The 20,463-nt window shown below is 56.0% G+C and carries 16 protein-coding genes; 5 read left to right on the top strand and 11 right to left on the bottom strand.

Annotated elements, in window-relative coordinates:
• Positions 1 to 45: 45 nt before the first annotated feature.
• Positions 46 to 1,542 (top strand): mannitol dehydrogenase family protein, encoded by a 1,497-nt coding sequence (locus DXX3274_RS04230; RefSeq protein WP_193747055.1) that lies wholly within the window; start codon positions 46 to 48, stop codon positions 1,540 to 1,542.
• A 136-nt stretch (positions 1,543 to 1,678) separates the two neighbouring features.
• On the opposite strand, the gene DXX3274_RS04225 is transcribed toward DXX3274_RS04230, so the two are convergent.
• Entirely contained in the window at positions 1,679 to 1,888 is a 210-nt protein-coding gene (locus DXX3274_RS04225) for a helix-turn-helix transcriptional regulator (protein ID WP_038662173.1), read from the bottom strand.
• Positions 1,889 to 2,343: 455 nt separating this feature from the next.
• Between DXX3274_RS04225 and DXX3274_RS04220 the strand changes: the two genes are divergently transcribed.
• From DXX3274_RS04220 to DXX3274_RS04205, 4 genes are all read left to right on the top strand, one after another.
• The gene (locus DXX3274_RS04220; protein ID WP_042858742.1) at positions 2,344 to 3,870 is read left to right on the top strand and encodes an MFS transporter; all 1,527 of its coding nucleotides are present in this window, start codon (positions 2,344 to 2,346) and stop codon (positions 3,868 to 3,870) included.
• A 260-nt stretch (positions 3,871 to 4,130) separates the two neighbouring features.
• Entirely contained in the window at positions 4,131 to 5,999 is a 1,869-nt protein-coding gene (locus DXX3274_RS04215) for a DUF1800 family protein (protein ID WP_238556081.1), read from the top strand.
• A 14-nt stretch (positions 6,000 to 6,013) separates the two neighbouring features.
• The gene (locus DXX3274_RS04210) at positions 6,014 to 7,237 is read left to right on the top strand and encodes a DUF1501 domain-containing protein (RefSeq protein WP_042858739.1); all 1,224 of its coding nucleotides are present in this window, start codon (positions 6,014 to 6,016) and stop codon (positions 7,235 to 7,237) included.
• A 27-nt stretch (positions 7,238 to 7,264) separates the two neighbouring features.
• Positions 7,265 to 9,133 carry an addiction module gene (locus DXX3274_RS04205; RefSeq protein WP_193747054.1) on the top strand — a complete coding sequence of 623 codons (1,869 nt, stop codon included), beginning with the start codon at positions 7,265 to 7,267 and terminating at the stop codon, positions 9,131 to 9,133.
• Between the two features lie 409 nt (positions 9,134 to 9,542).
• Here the strand turns inward: DXX3274_RS04205 and DXX3274_RS04200 are convergent, their stop codons facing one another.
• The 10 genes from DXX3274_RS04200 to DXX3274_RS04150 all read right to left on the bottom strand — a co-directional run bounded on the left by DXX3274_RS04200 (position 9,543) and on the right by DXX3274_RS04150 (position 19,988).
• Entirely contained in the window at positions 9,543 to 9,995 is a 453-nt protein-coding gene (locus DXX3274_RS04200; RefSeq protein ID WP_042858738.1) for a hypothetical protein, read from the bottom strand.
• Positions 9,996 to 10,490: 495 nt separating this feature from the next.
• A complete protein-coding gene (locus DXX3274_RS04195) occupies positions 10,491 to 11,501 on the bottom strand; it encodes an AI-2E family transporter (RefSeq protein WP_042858736.1) in 1,011 nt (336 codons plus the stop codon).
• Between the two features lie 225 nt (positions 11,502 to 11,726).
• On the bottom strand, positions 11,727 to 12,680 hold the full coding sequence (locus DXX3274_RS04190) for a DUF4880 domain-containing protein (RefSeq protein WP_042858734.1): 954 nt from the start codon (positions 12,678 to 12,680) through the stop codon (positions 11,727 to 11,729).
• Between the two features lie 4 nt (positions 12,681 to 12,684).
• Positions 12,685 to 13,158, bottom strand: a complete 474-nt coding sequence (locus tag DXX3274_RS04185) for a sigma-70 family RNA polymerase sigma factor (RefSeq protein WP_042858733.1) — start codon at positions 13,156 to 13,158, stop codon at positions 12,685 to 12,687.
• 258 nt (positions 13,159 to 13,416) lie between these two features.
• Positions 13,417 to 14,190 (bottom strand): ABC transporter ATP-binding protein, encoded by a 774-nt coding sequence (locus tag DXX3274_RS04175; protein WP_042861866.1) that lies wholly within the window; start codon positions 14,188 to 14,190, stop codon positions 13,417 to 13,419.
• Positions 14,191 to 14,232: 42 nt separating this feature from the next.
• Complete coding sequence (locus DXX3274_RS04170) at positions 14,233 to 15,126, bottom strand: ABC transporter ATP-binding protein (RefSeq protein ID WP_084478690.1); 894 nt, start codon at positions 15,124 to 15,126, stop codon at positions 14,233 to 14,235.
• Entirely contained in the window at positions 15,098 to 15,901 is an 804-nt protein-coding gene (locus tag DXX3274_RS04165) for an ABC transporter permease (protein ID WP_371206897.1), read from the bottom strand. The genes DXX3274_RS04170 and DXX3274_RS04165 overlap by 29 nt, the downstream gene beginning before the upstream one ends.
• A gap of 98 nt (positions 15,902 to 15,999) precedes the next feature.
• Positions 16,000 to 17,058, bottom strand: a complete 1,059-nt coding sequence (locus DXX3274_RS04160) for an ABC transporter permease (RefSeq protein WP_042861863.1) — start codon at positions 17,056 to 17,058, stop codon at positions 16,000 to 16,002.
• Between the two features lie 85 nt (positions 17,059 to 17,143).
• Entirely contained in the window at positions 17,144 to 18,754 is a 1,611-nt protein-coding gene (locus tag DXX3274_RS04155) for an ABC transporter substrate-binding protein (protein ID WP_042858728.1), read from the bottom strand.
• A 79-nt stretch (positions 18,755 to 18,833) separates the two neighbouring features.
• A complete protein-coding gene (locus DXX3274_RS04150; protein ID WP_042858726.1) occupies positions 18,834 to 19,988 on the bottom strand; it encodes a mandelate racemase family protein in 1,155 nt (384 codons plus the stop codon).
• Positions 19,989 to 20,463 lie beyond the last annotated feature (475 nt).

Below are 20,463 nucleotides of genomic sequence, written 5' to 3'. Positions count from 1 at the left end.
CGCTAAGGTTGGGCGGTTAATTTTTCTCTTTTCAGGACGCCATCTATGTCCAGTAACAGTTTGTCCGGCAACGAAAAAAATCTGTCCAACACGCTGCTGCCCGCCGCAGTGCAACAACCCCGCTACGACCGTCAGTCGTTGAAACCCCGCATCGTACACATCGGCTTCGGCGCGTTTCACCGCGCGCATCAGGCGTTGCTGACCGATCGGGTGCTCAACCGTCAGGGCGGCGACTGGGGGATTTGCGAAGTGGTGTTGTTCAGCGACGATACCCTGATTTCCGCCCTGCGCCGTCAGGATCACCGGTTTACCGTGCTGGAGAAAGCCGCCCACGGCAATCAGGCGATCGTGGTTGGCGCGGTTTGCAAGTCGCTGCACGCCCGGGTGGAAGGGATCGCGGCGATTCTGGAACAACTGGCGGACCCTATCGTCGCGATCGTCTCGCTGACCATCACCGAGAAAGGCTACTGCCGCGCAGGCAACAAAGGGGAACTCGATCGGGGCAACCCATTGGTACAGCAGGATCTGGCCCACCCGCGCCAACCTTCGTCGGTGCCGGGATTGCTGGCCGAAGCGCTGCGCCTGCGCCGCGAGCGAGGCATTGCGCCCTTCTCCGTGCTTTCCTGCGACAACGTACCGGAAAACGGCAAAGTGACTCGCCAGGTGGTGATGGATGCCGCCCGGTTGCAGGATCCCGCGCTGGCGGACTGGATCGCGCAGCATGTCACCTTCCCCAACACCATGGTGGATCGGATCGTACCTGCCGCCACGCCGGAAACGCTGAGCCAGGTAGCCGACGCCGTCGGCGTAGCGGACCCATGCGGCATCGCCTGCGAGCCGTTTATTCAGTGGGTGGTGGAAGACAGCTTTGTCGCCGGCCGCCCCGACTGGGAACTAGCGGGCGCCCAACTGGTGGACGATGTGCTGCCGTTTGAAGAGATGAAGCTGCGCATGCTCAACGGCAGCCACTCTTTCCTGGCCTACCTCGGCTATCTGGCGGGTTACGAGCATATCAACAACGGTATGGACGACCCTTGCTACCGGCAGGCGGTGCGTCACCTGATGCTACAGGAGCAGGCGCCGACTCTGCATGTGTCCGGCGTAGACCTGACCGCCTATGCCGACCAGTTGCTTGAGCGTTTTGCCAACCCGGCGCTGAAACACCGCACCTGGCAGATTGCGATGGACGGCAGCCAGAAACTGCCCCAGCGCATGCTGGCATCGTTGCGCTGGCATCTGGCGCGCGGCAGCGATCACCGCGCGCTGACGTTGGGCGTCGCGGGTTGGATGCGTTACGTCGGCGGCATCGACGATGCCGGTCAGGCGATCGATATCCGCGATCCGCTGGCCGCCACGTTGCAGCAGATCGTTAGCACCACCCGTGACGACGCAGAGCGGGTCCGCGGACTGTTGTCCATCAGCACGCTGTTTGGCGATGACCTGCCCGGCAACGCGGCGTGGGTGGCGGCGCTGACCGACGCCTACTTGTCGCTGCGCGACAACGGCGCCAAAGCAACCGTTGCGGCGTTATCCAACGACTGACCTGTATTCCTATATCACACGGCGCTGACGCCGTCCCCCAATGTCGCGCTCAGGAAAGAGACCTGGAGCGCGGCATGCTCAGATGCTGCCTGTACGCCGTGATATCCCGGTGCCGCCCCCTCGGGAGCGCCAGCTTTCACTCTTCCGGCAAATACTCCAGCACATCGCCAGGCTGGCAGGACAGCACCTCGCATATTCTCTGCAATGTATCGAACCGGATGCTTTTCACCTTGCCGGATTTCAGCAGCGAAAGATTCTGCTCGGTAATGCCGATCAACCCCGCCAGCTCGCGGGACTTCATCTTTTTTTGTGCCAGCAGCACGTCCAGTCTGATAATGATTGGCATAGCCCGTCTTACCAACAATTCACTCATGACCCGGTAAAATACACTGTCTGGTGCCGTGAGATAAATCACACTTTGCGCGTCACGCCTACTATCCAGGATCACAAGCCGATCACAGTTCATCGCTATTTTTTACAATTATTCTTGATTTTTGCGGGCCGACATTGCGAAATAACGCTGATAGTTTCACCACCCTCCCCGACGCTGTCGTTCCTGCCACCGATAATTTTTATCGTTTTACGATAAAAAAATGATGTCAGCCGACAAACATCGCGTTTTACCGGTCAATATTCGTGATCAAATTAAAAAAACTTATTTCATGATCTCCCAGACAGATTCCTATTAAAAGCAGCCAGGAGTGGGATGGCTAGTTTACTTTTGTCTCGAACGGGCAAATGATAAGAACATAAGTTCATTTCAAATGAAATAATGTTTTAATATTGTTAGGCGAATTGATCATGAGTAAACCCATCACACTGAAACACACGCTCTGTTACGGCAGCGCGAACTTGCTAGGCAGTGGCGCCTTAGCCATTAGTGGCGCCTGGCTAATGTACTTCTATACCACCTTTTGTGGATTGTCTCTGGTTGAGGCCGCTGCCATTTTCTCCGTGGCCAGCGTCATCGACGCCATCAGTAACCCGATCATGGGTTACATCAGCGACAACTTCTACAATACCCGCATCGGCCGCATGTTCGGTCGCCGTCGCTTCTTCATCCTGCTCGGTATTCCTTTGGTACTGGTCTACCCGATGCTGTGGATGGAAGGGCTCGGCTTCTGGTACTACCTGTCGACCTATGTGCTGTTCGAACTGATTTACACCTCCATCATGGTGCCGTACGAAACGCTCGCCACCGAGATGACCACCGACTTCAAAGTTCGCTCCAAACTGACCGGCTCCAAAGCCATCTTCGGTAAGGTCGCCAACTTCCTGGCCGCGTTCATTCCGGGGCAGTTCATCGGCATCTATGGTAAAGACTCCGCCACGCCGTTCTTCTACACCGGTCTGGCTTATGGCTTCATCATGTGTGCGGCGATGATCGCCCTCTACTTCACCTCCTGGGAACGTTCCCCGAGCGAAGTGGCGCGCGAACATACCCAGAACCTGTGGCAGTCGCTGAAAAAACTCAGCATCGACATGGCTTCGACTTTCCGTCTGCGTATTTTCCGTAAACACCTCGGGATGTACCTGTTCGGTTTCGGCGCTGAATGGCTGTTCGCTTCCGCCTTTACCTATTTCATCGTATTCGGTCTGAAGCAGAGCACGGCGGTAGTGTCGCAGCTCAACAGCTTCAGCTCGATTATGCAGTTTATCTCCACCTTCCTCTTCATCGGCATCTGCGTGAAAATGGGCTTCGGTCGCCCGTATCGCCTGGCGCTGACGGTGGTTATTGTCAGCGTGATCGCCTACGCAGCGCTCTATTTCACTGGCTGGTCTCAAACTACTACCATCATCGTTCTGTTCGGTATCACCGCTATCTTCGGTCTGAGCACCGGCGGTATCTACTACATTCCCTGGACGGTCTACACCTTCCTGGCGGACGTGGATGAAGTGCTGACCGGTCGTCGCCGTGAAGGGATTTACGCCGGCGCCATGACCTTCGCCGGTAAGATGGTGCGTTCCGTCATCGTCTTCGCCATGGGCTGGATTCTGAGCCAGTTCGGATTCGTATCCGGCAAAGCGGCCCAGCCGGAAAGCGCCGTGCTGGCGATTGTGGGCGTGTTCTCTCTGGGCGTGGTTGCTCTGGCGGTGGTCGCTATCTACTTCAGCACCCAGATGCGTCTGGACCGTAAGAATCACATGATTCTGCTGCAGGAAATTGCTCGTATCAAAGCAGGCGGCGCGATTGCCGATGTTCCGCCGGAAGCCCGCGCGGTTGCCGAAGAACTGACCGGCTGGAAATACGAACAGTGCTGGGGCAATAACCCGCTCGGCATGCAACAAGACGTGCCGGAACCAGTGGTTGCGACGTCTCATCGCTAAGATTACCCTCGGTCTATCATCATTCAATGCCGCCCTCCGGGCGGCATTTTTCTTTTCTTAATTCTTATCGGCTCTCTCTTTCTTTCCCGACACCAACAAGGGGGGGAACAGTTCCACCTGGCACACCGGCTAAAACGCCATAAAGTAGTCCATACAGCAGGATGCTGTAGTTTCGGACAACCAAGGAAGCAGCCACGATGCCAGCATACTTTTCCGCCCTTTGCGCACACCTATCACGTCGCTTTTTCATCCGTTCATCTATGGCTGGAATCTTGCTGCTGGTTTGTACCAGCGCCAGCGCACTGACCATCGATGAAGCCAGGCATTTACTGGGGCGTACCAGCTTTGGCGCCAGTCAGCAAGATATCAACGCGTTGCTGCCGTTATCCAAAGAGCAAGCCGTCTCACGGTTATTATCATCACTTGAACAGCCCAACTACCTCCAACCCCCGTATTACCTTTCACAACCGCGCCCCAATTACTGGGACAAGGACTGGGAAAAACAGGACGTGGTGGCTTACCGTATCAACGAAATTAGCCAGTTGCAGAGTTGGTGGATACAGGAAATGATTGAAACCCCCTCGCCATTTGCCGAACGTCTGGCCCTGTTCTGGCACAACCATTTTGTTTCACGTTTCCAGAACACTCGCGTTTCCGCGCCTTTTTATGATCAACTGATGTTGTTTCGCCAATGGGGAGGAAAAAACTTTCGTGAACTGCTGAAAGGAATACTGCGCGATCCGATGATGCTAAGCGGGCTGGACAACGTTAAAAACACCCGTATCTCTCCCAATGAAAATCTGGCTCGCGAACTGATGGAACTGTTCACACTGGGCATCGGCCGCTATAGCGAACAGGACGTTAAGCAGGTGGCTCGCCTGCTGGCCGGGCATACCGTAGACCAAAATCAGGGTTGGTATTACAAAGTCAACGAACAGGACAGGGACACGGGCGCCAAAACCGTACTCGGTCAAACCATTGCCGCAAGCGCCTCGGACGAACTGGATCAACTGGTGGAGGTTTTACTGCGGCAACCCAGCACCGCTGAACGAATTGCCGCAAAATTTTTCTACGAATTCGTATCATTGCAGCCTGATCCTACCGAAATTGCCCGCCTGGCTACCACGCTACGTGAAAGTAACTATGACCTGAATGCACTGCTGAAAACCCTGTTGCTCAGCGAGGCATTCTGGGCGCTGGAGAACCGCGGCAGTCTGATCAAATCACCCCTGGATCTGGTTGTCGGGTTTGCGCGCACTTTCCACCTGCGCCTGCCGGATTACCGTGTACTGGCCGACTACAGCGAAGTGCTGGGGCAGGAACCGTTCCTGGCACCGGATGTTTCTGGCTGGAAAGGGGGCTATCACTGGCTTAACAATAGCAAGATCATTAACAGAAAACGCATTATTGAACGATTGTGGGTCGCCGTTGATCAATCGCGCAAGCTCGCCGCGACGCCACCCGACGGCCTGCACATCCGCTTCAATTCGGAATACCGCCGCGCGCCCGCACAATTCAGCGTTCTCGTTAACGGCCGGCCGGTAGCCGATATCACCGCACAGGCAGGCTTGCACACCCAGGGTATCGAGAAAGCGTCCAATGAATCGGCGGCGATGAAACCGATGTGGGAAAACGCGCATATCCCGGTTTCCGCACTGCCGGCAAACCCGAAAACCATCACCATCGCCTTTACGCTGACGGATGTGGATACCCATTTATTTATCAACTGGATAGAACTGAACGGGCAGCGTTATAACCCGGCTGAGTCGCGCTGGGTCAATACCACATACGGGCGTTGTCCAATGGGGGTGCCGCCGGCCTCCTTTTATTGCGACGCCCAGTTGGAATTCACGCTGAACCCTGCAAGCAGTCCAGAACAGGCATCACTGGACGACCTGCGCACACCGTTGAATTCCAGTATCGAATACGGCACGGCGCGCCTGCAACTGATGCCGCAACAAGCACCGACTAACACGCCGTCCCCACTGACTCAAGTGCCGCCGCTTATGCCAACGTTCACCGGCGATATGACGCCGATGATGCAGGAAACGTCCGCCAGCCAGATGTTAAGTCTGCAACAGCAAATGTACCGGCTCCTCACGCTAGACCCGGCATATAACCTGAAATAATTCATGGAGTTGTTATGGCTAAACCTGTCCTGTATACCCGCAGAAACCTGCTGAAACTGTTTGGTTCGCTGCCGCTGGTATCATTATTGCCAACATCGTCGCTGGCGGAAAATCTTCAGGCGCTGGGTCGGCAAACCGGTCGGCGTCGGCTGATTATTCTGGAATTATTTGGCGGCAACGATGCGCTGAATACGCTCATTCCTTACCGCGACCCACTCTATCGTCGCTATCGCCCCAATCTGGCGATTTCCCCCAAGGATTGGATCAGCTTAAATGATGAACTGGCATTTAATCCGTCATTCAAACCTCTGGGAGAACTTTATCAGCGCGGCGAGCTGGCCGTGATACCGGACGCAGGCTACCCCAATCCATCGCTGTCGCATTTCGATTCCACCGCTATCTGGAACACCGGCTATGTTGATACGGCACAACGTTCCGGATGGGCGGGACGCACTATCGCGGCAAACCGTAGCTGGGCCGCGCCCCATGATGCCAACGGCATCGTTTTTTCTGGTTCGCCCGCGTTTCTACAGGAAGAGGGGATACGCGCTCTGGAACTTCAGGATACCAACGCCCTGATGTCCTCCAGTGACATGGCGCTACGGCCGGCCGTTCAAGTGCCTAATTCAGCGACTCACTACATCCGTTCGTTGATTGAAAACCATCGCGACATCAGCCAACGGATCCGGCAAAAACTCAACCGCCCCAACCCGTTTGAACGGCTGTTTAGAAGCAGCGAGTACGGCTACCTGGAGCCGGTTTACGTTCAGGGCGCACAACTTCTGTGGCTGATTGCCTGCAATGTGGACACGCCGGTATTTAAGCTAGGTATGCCTGGGTTTGATTTACATGGTTCGATGAATGAGCTGCACCGTCCGCTATTACATCAGGTGGCCACACTGCTGATGGGATTACGTCGGGGATTGATGGACATCGGCACCTGGCAGGACACGCTGATTCTGGTGCAATCCGAGTTTGGTCGTCGCCCGGAGGAAAATGCCTCCGGCGGCACCGATCACGGCACCAGTGGCGTCGCCCTGCTGCTGGGCGGCGCTTTAAGCGGCGGGATTTATGGCTCGCCCAGTGACCTTGGTAAGCTGGATGAGGCGGGAAATCCCTACTTTACCACTGACTTTCGCCGTATTTACTCCAGCATTGTGACCGATTTTTGGCGGCTGCCTCACAATCCATTACGGAATGAAGGCTTTGAACCACTGGCCTTGCGCCTTTCGGCCTAAACGCTCATGTTGACAAGGATGACCATAATGAACAGGATTTTCCCCGCGCTTGCCGTCGGAAACCGAGCAATGCCGCAGACGGATACGTTTGCTGTAGCGATTGAGGCGCTGCCGGAAGGCAGACTGATTTATCCCCGGCACTTACCTACCACCAGTAAAATAATGGCCTGTGTAACGCTATACAATGAGCCGCCCGCAGCGCTGCTGACTACGCTGACAGCATTGTGCGCCAGCCGGTTTTCCACCACGCTCGAAGACGCGCCGTCGCCCCCGCTGGTGATATGTATTGTTACCGATGGCGAAGCGGCGCTGCATCCGCAAACGCGGGCACAGTTGTCTTCGCTGGGTTTTGACCTGTCTTCCCCATCACCGCCTTCCGACGCCGATACAAGCATAGATAATCAGTTGTCGCTTCAGTGCCTTACCTTATCCACCAGTGAAATATTGCCGCCATCGCCACTCATCCCCCCCACGCAGAACGCATTATCATCGGTGACGCTGGTACTGGCTCTTAAGCACCATAATCGCGGCAAACTGGACTCACACAGCTGGTTTTTCCGCCATATTTGTCGGCTGATCACGCCGAGTTATGCGTTGCAAATTGATACCGGTTCTGTTCCCGATGCACATTGCCTGTCTCGCCTGCATGACTATCTGGAAGAGCACCACCACTGTGCGGCGGTGACAGCCCGTATCCTCACCCCGCCGCCGACCGACCAGCGACCGATACTGAACTGGCAATATGGCGACTTTTTGTGGGAAAAAATTACTGACTGGCCAGTCAGCCAACGGCTGGGGTATATGGAGGTCGTGCCGGGTCAATGCAGCCTGATTCGCTATGCAACGTTCAACATGCCGTCTTCAACCGCGTCATCGCCACTTCAGCGCTATTTACGCGGCCTGCACCCCCAGGGCTTGCTGGAACATAACCAATTTCTGGCTGAAGATCGGGTGTTGGGGTTTGAGATAGTCAGGGATAGTGTTCCGCCTTCTACGACCGACTATCGTTCGGACGCCATCCTGGAGACCGATCCCTGCCATACCTTTGCCGAACTGGTACGACAGCGGCGCCGCTGGATTAACAGCACACTGGCGGTACGCGCCACCACCTTGCTGGCTTTGCCCGGACTATGGCGGCAAAACACACTCTCATCAGCCAGAAAAGGGCAAATCATCGCCTCCTTGCTCTGGAATTACAGCCAACTGCTTACCTTGTTTCTCTTCCCATCGCTGTTTAGTGTATTGGGAGCCGCAGGTGTCGAATCATTCGTTCCGGCTTCATTCGGTGAAACCGCACGCTACGTAACAGCAGGTAGCCTGCTTTGGCTCTGGTGCGGCGTGCTGTGGCTCAGCCGGAAATACAGCGTCAACACCCCAACGGGGGTACGCCTGCATGGTCTCGCCATCAGCGTGATGGGGGTGGTCATCAATCTGATCATGCTTATCAGCATCAGTCGCCATCCGGTGTCAGGCAGCCTTATCCTGCTGGTGCCCCTACTGGTGCTGCTTTTATCTGCATCAGACAACCTGAACTCGTTATGGCGTGTAGTGGTTTTTTACTTGCCGAGCCTGCCGTTCTCCCACTTTTATCTCACGAGCTATTCTGTGGCGAATTTCAGCGATATCAGTTGGGGTACAAAAGGATTGACTCAACAGCCTCGTATCCCCCAGTCAGGGGCCTGGTCACGGCAGCGTGACATACTGCTGTACGTCTGGTTGGGATGTAATACGGTGCTGACGTTTTCCATGCTGGTGTTGGGGCAGCAGGCCAGCACGACTTTTGTGTCTATCTTTATTCTATTTACGCTGGCACGTTATATATGCGCCGCACTATGCAGCCGATTGGCCGGGCGTACACATCTTTTCTGTGCTCGCAGCCTTCCCTCAATACGGTAGTCACAATGAGCGGAAATAATAAAAACCTTATAACAACAAACCGTCAATTCTATAAATAACCTATATAACTGACACACCGGGGCATATTCAGCCCCATCTTTCCCACCTCACCATTTTCATTAACGCATTTATAGAAAATGAGCCTATTACTGAGCCGCCATGTTAATTACATTATTCTGCCTGACACAGTGGCGTTTCTTATAAGGAAACACATTCAATATAAACAGAACCTATGTCATGAATAATTCAGCTCAGTCTGGTCACATTATCTTATTCCCAGCCATTACCTTTTTAATTTCATCTGGAAAGACAGCGGACAGAATCATTCCCATCAGAACAGATGCTCGTGTTCAGATTCTCATTGATTCATCACAATCTTTTGCCCGGCTGATTTGCTATCGTGGCCGACTTACCCATAGGCCATAATTTTTCGTAATGCACGTTCGGTCATGCCAAAATCCCGGGCGATCTGCTCCAGGTTCACTCCTGCCAGTAGCTGTGTTCTAATAGCAACATTTCTCAGCTTCAGATAGATTCCCCATGCAGAGGGAATGTCCAGCACACTATCAGAAGCTGAGTGCAGTAACATGTTCCTGTATGTTTTTTCCGATAAAGCGATGCCCACTTTTTGCGTAAACGCGGCATAATTTTTATTAATATAGATCCGACAGCCGCCATAACACCTGACAAATTCCAGCATTATGGCGAACCCATCATTTTCAATTAATTCGGAAACCAGCCAGGGTAATGTTGCGAGCACTTCGATTTTATTATGTTGATAGAAACCCTCAAACAAATAGAAACGCGGGTCGTCAACAGAAGGCAACCCAGAGAAAATCCCCTGAAGCATTCTATAATCCATAATTACTCTATCCTTGAGGAATATATTTTATTTATATACCCAAAACAGTTCGAGTTGCAGGAAAAAACACTTGCGTTTTAAACAACGCAACGCGTTGGCCTTCAGGACGAGACCCATGAATAGGCCAGGTAATAAAGTCAGCACACCTGCAATTCGACGTATGACGGGTATAATATTTAAAGGCATCAGATATCCTTATTCTTATGAAAATCATCAGCCCAGAAACTGATGTTTTTTTCAGCCTACAATAAAAAAATAAAAGACAAGGATATCTATTTAACGAATGGATGGTCCCAATATTTATAAGATATCTCGTATTACCAATACGTTGGCTATATGACGTTCATCATCACCTATAGATAATCAGGAAAACATTATTATTGTCAGCGTAATATATTGCCATCTACGAAAACATAGCCAGGTCGTCTGCGCACACGACCTGGCTATGAATGGTTATGTTGCTGAGGCTGCATCCGGCAATGGTGCAGGCACAGCCTAAATCAGCGCCGCTTCCCGCAGTTCGCTTTTCAGGTAGGCGTAGTAGATGGGGGCGGCAATCACGCCGGAAATGCCGAATGCGGCTTCAAACACCAGCATCGCCAGCAGGATCTCCCAGGCGTGCGCCTTGATGCGGGTGCCGACAATCTGGGCATTGAGGAAATACTCCAGTTTGTGGATCAGCATCAGATAGACCAGCGCCAGCAGCGCGATCGGCACAGAAATCGACAGCGCGGCGATGAACACCACCGAGTTGGAGATCAGATTGCCAATCACCGGCAGCAAACCAAAAATGAAGGTCAGCACCACCAGCGTTTTGGCAAACGGCAGATGAATGCCGAAGCCGGGCAACACGCCCAGAATGAAAATGGCGGACAGCACCGTGTTCACCAGCGAAATCTTCACCTGCGCGAACACGATGTTGCGAAACGAGGACGACAGCAGCGCCACCCGGTGCATCAGTTCGGTTTTCAGCAGCGGCTTATCCACCGTCGGCTCGATGTTATACAGGGAGATGATCGCCCCGAGGATCATGCCGATCAGCATGGTGACAAAACCGTGCAGGAAATCTTTCCCCATGTTCTGCAGCATCACCACGTGCTTTTGCAGCCACGTCACGAACTCGTGCTGCAACTCCTCCACGCTGACCGGCAGATAGCCCGGCAGGTAGGTCATGATCTGCTTTTGCACATCGTCGAGAATAAAGGCGATGCGGGCGTTGAACACACTGGTGTCCTTCATTTCCTGCATCAGCAACCCGACCAGCGCGCCGAAAATCACGCTCAGCAGGCACACCACCAGCGTGCTGATCACCGCCACTACCGCCAGCCGGGCGCGTTTGCCGCTGATCACCTTCTGGAAATACGGCGTCAGCAGATTAATGATTTCATACACCAGAAAGCCGGCGATAAAGCAAGCGAGCAGGCGCAGCTCAATTAACAGCAGCAGCCCTCCCATGACAAAGACGAAGCTCAGCAATCTGGCCTGTTTCAAATTCAACAACTGCATATGACATCCTGTTTCGTACTGCTACGTCAGGGGAATCGCAGCGCCTGCCAACGAAGGGATCAACCCGTCGCCAGAGGTGGCAATGCTCTGACCGTGAAATAATATTTCAGCGACCATTCTTAGCATTTTAACCACGAAACACCAGCGTGATTAGCGTCATTTTTGGGCGTCTATCGTGTGGATAGACAAGGTAATGGTGGGAAAAATTTCAGAAACGGCGGGAAATTACGCCTGACGCGAACGGATCGTCACCCACCAGTGAAAACGCTGCGAAAGGGTAATCGGCAGGGTTTTCGTCAACGCGTTGAACAGCCGTTCGGTGTCCTGCAACGGGAATACCCCGGAAATACGCAGCGCCGCCACGCCGTCATCCAGCTGGAAATGCAGCCGCTGATAACGGGCGATCTCTCCGGTCAACTGGTCCAGCCGCATATTATCGGCCACCAGCACGCCGCCCGACCAGCTTTGCCGGAAGGCCTGCACCGCCACCGGCGACTGCCACTGTTCGCGCGAGTAAGTCACTTCCTGCCCGGCAGGCAACCGCAGGCGCCGGTCAGCCCCGGCGCCCAGTTGCAAGTGCGCTTCGCCGCCGAACACCGCCAGACAGCTGCGCTGCTCCCAGGTACGCAGGGACAACTTACAGGCCGAACCGGGCATCACGCTGCCCTGCCCCGTTTCCAGCCGCAGCGCCGTATTCCCGTCGGCGTCTCGCTCCAGCAGCAGTTCTCCCGACAGCAGTTGCAGCACCAGTTCTTCGTTCCGGCGGTGAACATTCAGCGCCGAATCGGTATTCAGCCAAACCTGAACGCCCGGCGCCAACGTCAGTTGGCGGCGTTCTCCCACGCCGGTGCGATAATCGGCGGCGTAGCTGCGCCACGGCAGGCCGTAGCCTAATGCTCCGGTCAACCCGGCCAGCACCAGTAGTTTGAGCGCGCCACGCCGTTCGCGCCCCTGACGGCTCAGCACCGAGGAGATCAACCGGTTGTCCGGCGTCTGAAAACGCGCCTGAATCTGTTCCACCTGACGCCAGGCCAGTTGATGACGTTCATCGCTCTCCAGCCAGCGGCGCCAGGTGATCCGCTCCTGTTCGCTGCACCCTTCGTCGTGCAGCGTGGCGAACCACTCCGCCGCGGCGGACAGGATATCGGCGGACAAGGGGGAAGAAGACGACGACGTCATAGTATTACGCTTGCGCGGTCAGGCAGGTCAGCATGGCCTGCGCCATGTACTTTTTCACCATCCGCTCCGACACCATCAGGCGTTCCGCTACCTGACGATAGGTCAACCCTTCCAGTTGCACCCACAGGAACGCCTGTCGGGCTTTGGACGACAACGAGGACAGCAACGCGTCGATCTCCACCAGCGCATCGACGATCATCGCCTGCGCTTCCGGCGACGGGCTAACCACAAACTCCTGGCAGGCCAGCGTCTGCAAATACGCCTGTTCCAGATCTTTGCGCCGCCAGTGATTGACCATCAGCCCATGCGCCACGGTGCTAAGCCAGGCGCGCGGTTCACGGATCGGTTCGGCGGGAAAGTGAGTCAGCAACCGCAGAAAGGTATCCTGCGCCAGATCCGCCGCCTGCTGGGAACAGCCGAGGCGACGCCGCAGCCATCCCTGCAGCCAGGAGTGGTGCTCGGAATAGATCTGCTGCACACGCCGTTGGTCATCATGGCGGTCATCAGCCTGTTCGGGGCAAAGGGCGGCGGAGTGATTCACGTTGCTGGCTCGTCAAATAACAATCAAATGATTTTCATTCTCAATATCACCAATGTCAACCTTTTATCTCCGCCCGTTTCCAAAATGGAAACGGGAAGGCAACCGCCGTCGCCCTCCCGTATTATGCGCATTTGTCTTATATACATCAGTCTTATACACATCAGTCTCATGCACATCAGTCTATAAACGCCCGGTTTACATCCGCTCCGATCGCACCGCCAAATCCCGGCTGTATTGTCGGCTGGCGTCCACCAGCATCGCGGTATAAGCGCTTTTGGGCGTATCGCGGGCTAAATCGCCGGTCGCGAGCGTTTCCAGAATACGGCCATATTGCATCACCGCGACGTTGTGGCACAGGTGCGCTATCACCCCCAAATCGTGCGTCACCATCAGGTAGGTCAATTTCTCCTGCTGCTGCAATTCCGCCAGCAGATTGAGGATTTCCGCCTGCACGGACACATCCAGCGCCGAGGTCGGTTCATCCAGCAACAGCACCCGCGGTTCCAGAATCAACGCTCTGGCGATCGCCACGCGCTGACGCTGCCCGCCGGAAAGCTGGTGCGGATAGCGACGGCGAAACTGCGGCCCCAGGCCCACCTTGCTCAATAACGTATCGATGCGGTCATCCCGATCGGCGAAGCGGTGAATTAACAGCGGTTCTTCCAGAATCGTCTCCACCGTATGACGCGGGTGCAGCGAACCGTAAGGATCCTGAAACACCATTTGCACCCGGCGGCAGCGCGCCTGCTCGATGCGATGCGCCAGCGGTTGATCATCGATCCACAACTGCCCCTGCCAGTGATTGAACAGCCCGGCCAGACATTTCAGCACCGTAGTTTTTCCGGAGCCGGACTCGCCGACCAGACCGAAGATCTCGCCGTCATTGACGGTGAGATTCACATCGTACAGCACCTGATTGCGCCCGCTTCCCTCGCCGAACGTCAGGTTCAGGTTACGCACCTCGATCATCGCCCGCGTCTTGTGGTTTGCCTCAATCGTCATATGCGCTCCTTAAGGGTTAAGCCAGGCTGGATCGCGATTCATTACCGGCAGGCGCGGCCGTGGATGATCGATATCCGGCAATGAATTGAGCAAACCACGGGTATAGGGGTGTTGCGCCTGGTCCAGATCGGCGGCCGCGATCGATTCCACCACCCGACCGGCGTACATCACCAGCACCCGATCGCAGAAGCTGCGCACCAGATTGATGTCGTGACTGATAAAGATCAGCCCCAGACCGCGCTCGCTCACCAGATCATCCAGCATCGCCAGCACTTGCAGGCGCACGGAGACATCCAGCGCCGAGGTCGGTTCGTCGGCAATCACCACTTCCGGCTCGGTGATCAGCATCATGGCGATCATAATGCGCTGCCCCTGACCGCCGGAAACCTCGTGCGGGTACAGGCCGTACACCCGTTCCGGCTGGCGGATGCGCACGATATCCAGCATCGCAATCACCTTTTCCTTCGCCGCCTGCCGCGAGACGCGGTGGTGCGCAAGATAGGCTTCGGCGATCTGATCGCCGACGCATACCACCGGATTCAGCGAATACTTGGGATCCTGCATGATCATGGAGATGCGTTTGCCGCGAATCTGGCGCATCCGCGCTTCATCCGCCGCCAGCAGGTCAAGGCCGTTAAAATCCATCCGCTCGGCGGTGATGCGGGCGCTGCGCGGATGCAGCCGTAACAGCGCGCGCCCGACGGTGGATTTGCCGGAGCCGGATTCGCCGACAATCGCCAGCTTTTCGCACCCCAGCGAGAAGGACACGCCGCGCACGGCGTCGGTCACCGCGCGCCCATTGACGAAACTCACCCGTAGATTGTCCACCTCCAGCAGCGAACCTGCTTTCGGCTTGCGGTGAGCCGCATTCACATTATTCAGTTCTGGGATCGAGGATGTCACGTAAGCCGTCTCCAAGGAAATTGAACGCCAGACTGTTGATCAAAATCGCCAGCCCCGGAATCGTCACCAGCCACCAGCACTCCATCATGTAGCGGCGGCCGGCCGAAATCATCGCCCCCCATTCCGGGTCGGGCGGCTGCGCCCCCAGCCCGAGAAAGCCCAGACCGGCCGCGGTCAGAATGATCCCGGCCATGTTCATGGTGATACGGATAATCACCGACGGCAGGCACAGCGGCACAATGTGGTGCAGCAGAATGCGCAGCGAAGACGCGCCCTGCAGTTTCACCGCCGAGACAAAATCAGCCTGACGCAGCGACAAGGTTTCCGCCCGCGCCAGACGCGCGATCGGCGGCCAGGCGGTGAGCGTAATGGCGATCACCACGTGTTCCAGCCCCGGGCCGAGCGCCGCCACAAACGCCAGCGCCAGCACCAGACTGGGGAAAGAGATGAAGATATCGGTGATGCGCATCAGAATGGTGTCGACCACCCCGCCGTAATACCCCGCGACCACACCCAGCAACAACCCGATCGGCCCGACGGTGATCGACACCAGCGCCACGATATACAGCGTGATGCGGGAGCCGTACACCAGACGACTAAACACATCGCGTCCGAACTCGTCGGTGCCGAACCAATGGCTGGCGCTCGGTGCCTGCAGCGTGTTGGCGAGATCCTGCGCCAGCGGGTCATGAGTGGCGATCCACGGCGAAAAAATGGCCGTCAGCATCAGCACCAGAACAATCGCCGACCCTATCGCCGTCAGCGGGTTGCGCATCAGCAGCGACAGAAACCCCAGAATACGCGCGCCGCGCAGCTTCAAACGGCCGGCGCGCTTGTGCGGCCGGGCGCGCAATACCGGCTCGGAGGAAATCGTCATACTCTCGTCCTCGGATCAAAGACCTGATACAGCATGTCCGACAGCAGATTCAGGCTGACGAAAATCAACCCGACCAGCAGGACACATCCCATCACCGCGTTCATGTCGCCCAGCAACAGGCTACCGGTGAGATAAGAGCCAAACCCCGGCCACGAGAACACGGTCTCAATTAATACCGCGCCTTCCAGCAGCGACCCGTAAGCCAGCGCCACTACCGTCAGCAGTTGCACCAGAATGTTGCGGAACGCGTGCGCCCACACGACGCGAAACTCCGACAGCCCTTTCACCCGCGCGGTGATGATGTATTCCTGCGACAGCTGCGCCAGCATGAAACTGCGCGTCATGCGGCTGATGTACGCCAGCGAGTGGAACCCCAGCAGAGTGGCGGGCAACACCAGATGATTGAGCGCGCTGCGAAACACCTCCCAGTTGCCGTCCAGCATGGCATCGACCAACAGCAGGCCGGTACGGTTTTCCACCAGCCCGTCATAGGCCATGTCCACCCGCCCGGCGCCGCCGACCCAGTTCAGCCAGGCATAGAACACCAGCAGCCCCATCATCCCTACCCAAAAGATCGGGGTGGAATAGCCGGCCAGGCTGATGAAACGCACCACATAGTCCGCCCATTTGCCGCGCCTTGCCGCCGCCAGCACGCCGAGCGGCACGCCCAGCCCGGCGCCGACGATAATTGCCATCGTCGCCAGTTCAATGGTGGCGGGGAAAACGCGAATAATGTCGTCGATAACCGGGCGGCCGGTCAGCAGCGCATTGCCGAGATCGCCATGCAACAGCGCATTGAAATAGATCCAAAACTGGACGTACAACGGCTTATCCAGCCCCAGTTGCTGGTAGATCTGTTGGTAGGTGCTTTGGTCGGCATCCTGCCCCACGATCGCCAGCACCGGATCGATAGGCATGACGCGACCGATAACAAACGTCAGGATCAATAAGCCGAACAATGTGACCACGACCTGGAATAAGCGTTTCGCCAGCCGGCGCAACACGCCGCCCGGTTTAAGCCACTCGCCCGGTTTGATCCGATCAGAGAAAACCATGTTTTTTCTCCCGATACCCCGGCCGGCGACGACCATCAGGCCGCCGCCGGCGCAGTGATTTCACGTTGGCGTTCTGCGTCGCCACCTAGCGTTGCTTGTACACGTCCCGCAGATAGGTCGTGGAGGACGGATGCGGCACATACTTCATGACATCCTTGCGCAGCACGACCGAATCGATCATCTGGGAAACCGGGATAATGGCCGGGTACAGCGCCTCATAGCGGTTCTGGACGTCGACGTACATTTGCTTCTGCTTTTGCGGATCCTTTTCCAGCAACGCCTGATCGATCATCTCGTTCAGTTGTTTGTCGTAGAACGAGGTGCGCCAGCCCTGAAAATTGGTCAGCTTGGCTTCGTCGCTGTTATCCGGGTTGTAGACCACGGAACGCAGGCTGGAATGCGGATGGGGATCGACGCCGCCGCCGCCGCGCCCGACCAGCATGTCGAACTTGCGATCGCGCATCGCGCCATAGACCTGATTGCCGGTGCCGGAGAGGATCTGAACTTTGATGCCGGCTTGCGCCAGCGTGGACTGCACGGAGGTGGCGAGGTTCAGGAACGGCTGATCCGACAGCACGCGCAGCGTGGTGTCAAACCCGTTCGGATAGCCCGCTTCCGTCAGCAGGGCTTTGGCCCGCGCCACATCCAGTTTGTAGCCCGGATCGGGCAGCGTGGCGTCCATCCCTTTCTGGATCGGGCGCTGATGATAGAAACCATAGCCGGTCATCACGGTGTTATTGATGCCGTCGTAGTCGATCAGATAACGCACCGCTTCGCGCACTTTCGGATTGGCGAAGTACGGGTTCTTCAGGCTCATCGCCACGTAATACAGCGTGCCTTTGGTTACCTCCTTCACCGTCACGTCTTTATCCTGCTTAAGCGCATTGATATCCGGCACCGACATGCCGGTCGCCACATCAATGTCGCCTTTCTCGATCATCAACCGCAGCGCCTGCGATTCGGTCATATGCCGGAAAATGACGCGCTTCATTTTGGCGTCGCCCTGCCAGTAACCGCTGACGCGGCTGATGCGCAGCACATCTTTCGCCTGCCACACATCCAGCTTGAAGGGGCCGGAACCGGCTTCATTGGTGGTCAGCCAGCCATTGCCCCAGTCGCCGTTTTTCTCGTGTTGCAACACCGTCTTGCGATCCAGCACCGAGCCGCTGCCCAGCGTCGCCAGCGAGTAGATGATAAGCTTGGGATCGTTGGGCTTGGGCAGTTCGATCTCCACCGTGTGGGCATCTTTGGCGCGGATCATCTTCGCGACGTTATCCGCGGTAAAGCCGTACGATTTCCAGGTAGTCGCCTGCGCCATGTTCAGATGCAGCAGCCGGCTCATCGACCAGACAAAATCTTCCGCGGTCACCGGGTTGCCGGAATGGAATTTCGCGTTATCGACCAGATTAAAGGTAATGACGTTTCCGTCGTCGCTGACGCTCCAGCTTTTCGCCAGCGCGGGCAAAACGTGGCTCAGGTTGTCGGGGTCCAGTTCGACCAGCGAGTCATAGAGGTTTACGACCACGCCCACCACTTCATTGCCGGTCATGGCGGCCGGATCCAGTGACAGCATGTTATTCATGTTCATGCCGACAATCAGTTGATCGTCGGGGGTTTTGGCAGACAGCATAGCCGGCGTGGCGGCCATACACAGTGTGCTCAACAGCAGGGTACGAAGTATTGCTCGTGCTTTCATTATTCTTCTCCAGGTGTGGAAGTATGGAAGACGACAGCATTTGTTTTTTTAGTGGTTACTCGCGTACAGACCGCAAGCGCTACGCCTGACTCAGGGTATGCGCTTCAATCCAGTCAAAATTAATGTCTTCCCCCAGTCCCGGAAGCTGGGGCAAGTGCACAAATCCCTCCTCATCCATCGGATCGATGAGAGAATTCAGGTAGGCGACAGGTTCGTCGTAATCAAGGAACGGATGCAGCAGGCCACGCTCGTACCAGCGGCAGTTTTTAATCGCCCCCACCACCGCCAGATTCGGCGCGCCGTTGCCGTGAATTTCGCAATCCATGCCGAAGGCTTCCGCCAGATGCGCCACCTTAAGGCACGGCGAAATCCCGCCCACGCCCTGCACCCCGGCGCGCAGAATGTCGCAGGCGCCTTCTTTTACCCAGTCGGCGCGGCTGAAGTATTTCCCGCCCAGGCTTTCCGGCCCGATGACGTCAATGTCCAGATTCTTGTTCAGCCAGCTGTAGGACGCCATGCTCTGCTCTTCCATCGGCTCTTCGAACCAGGTGAAGTTCAGTTTCTGCAGTTCACGGCCGATATACAGCGCCTCGCTGCGGCTGTACCAGTGGTAGCCGTCCAGCATCAGGCAGATATCCGGCCCCACCGCCTCGCGCACCGCCGCGCAGGCTTTAACGTCCATTTGCGGACTGGGCGCGAACGACACCGGCGGCATCCAGGTATGCAGCTTGATGGCTTTGTAACCGCGCTTCACCAGCTTTTCAGCGAACTGGCCGTACTCTTCCGGCGTGGACAGGCCGCCTGTCAGCTCGTCGCCGCACATGGTGCTGCCGTAGGCCGGCACTTTATCGCGGTAGCCGCCCAGCAGTTTGTACACCGGCAGGTTCAGCGCGCGCCCGGCCAGATCCCACAGCGCCTGCTCGGCGATCGCCAGCGCCCGGTCGGTCAACTGGTTGGCGCTGCCGCGTTGCCAGTGCACCAGATCCTGCCACAGCCGCTCGCGATCAAACGGATCCTGCCCAATCAACACCTTGCGGAAAAAGCTGTTCACCACATACGGGCGGATCACTTCCGGCGGCGCAAACGCATAGCCTTTGTGGCCTTCATCGGTGCTGATCGTCAGTAACGCCATGCGGGCCTGATTTTCAGCACCGGGATGGGAATGTCCGGCGCTGTCGGAGACGCGACGAGTGGGATAAGTGAAGACGGTGACATCAATCGATTCTATTTTCACGTTGTTACCTGCCTGGATAGTTAACTCATTTACAAGATTTTCAGCAATAAACTGTGTGTATCGAAAAATGCATCAGATATATGGCGTAAGTCTGTATCAAGCAAAGCGCAGATATATTTCTCTCTGTCGCTATACGGCAGAGAGATCAACATCACAAAAAAGGAACCATGTATTAATTAAATAAAAATCCTGTTTTATTTAAATTATTGTGGCTGTATTTCATTTAGTCATTAGGCAATATCTCCCATATGATGAAATTATGACACGGAAAATTAGGCAAACGCCCATAACCTTGTGAGCATTATCACGAGGGAAAATCTATCCCTTATCATTTAAAAGGTTAAAGACAGACAGGAAGCATGCGGAAACAAGGCAGGCGAGGCGCAGCTGCCGGAAGGGTCAATGCCGTTATAGATAAAGACAATTTATCAATTGGAAGTGCATCGTGACGCATCGCGGCAGGCTCGCCTCGCAA

The sequence above is a fragment of the Dickeya sp. NCPPB 3274 genome, from assembly GCF_000406205.1.
GTDB classification, from domain to species: Bacteria; Pseudomonadota; Gammaproteobacteria; order Enterobacterales; family Enterobacteriaceae; genus Dickeya; species Dickeya fangzhongdai.
The sequence above is the reverse complement of the archived record's forward strand: the minus strand, read 5'-3'. Positions and strand labels throughout refer to the sequence as shown.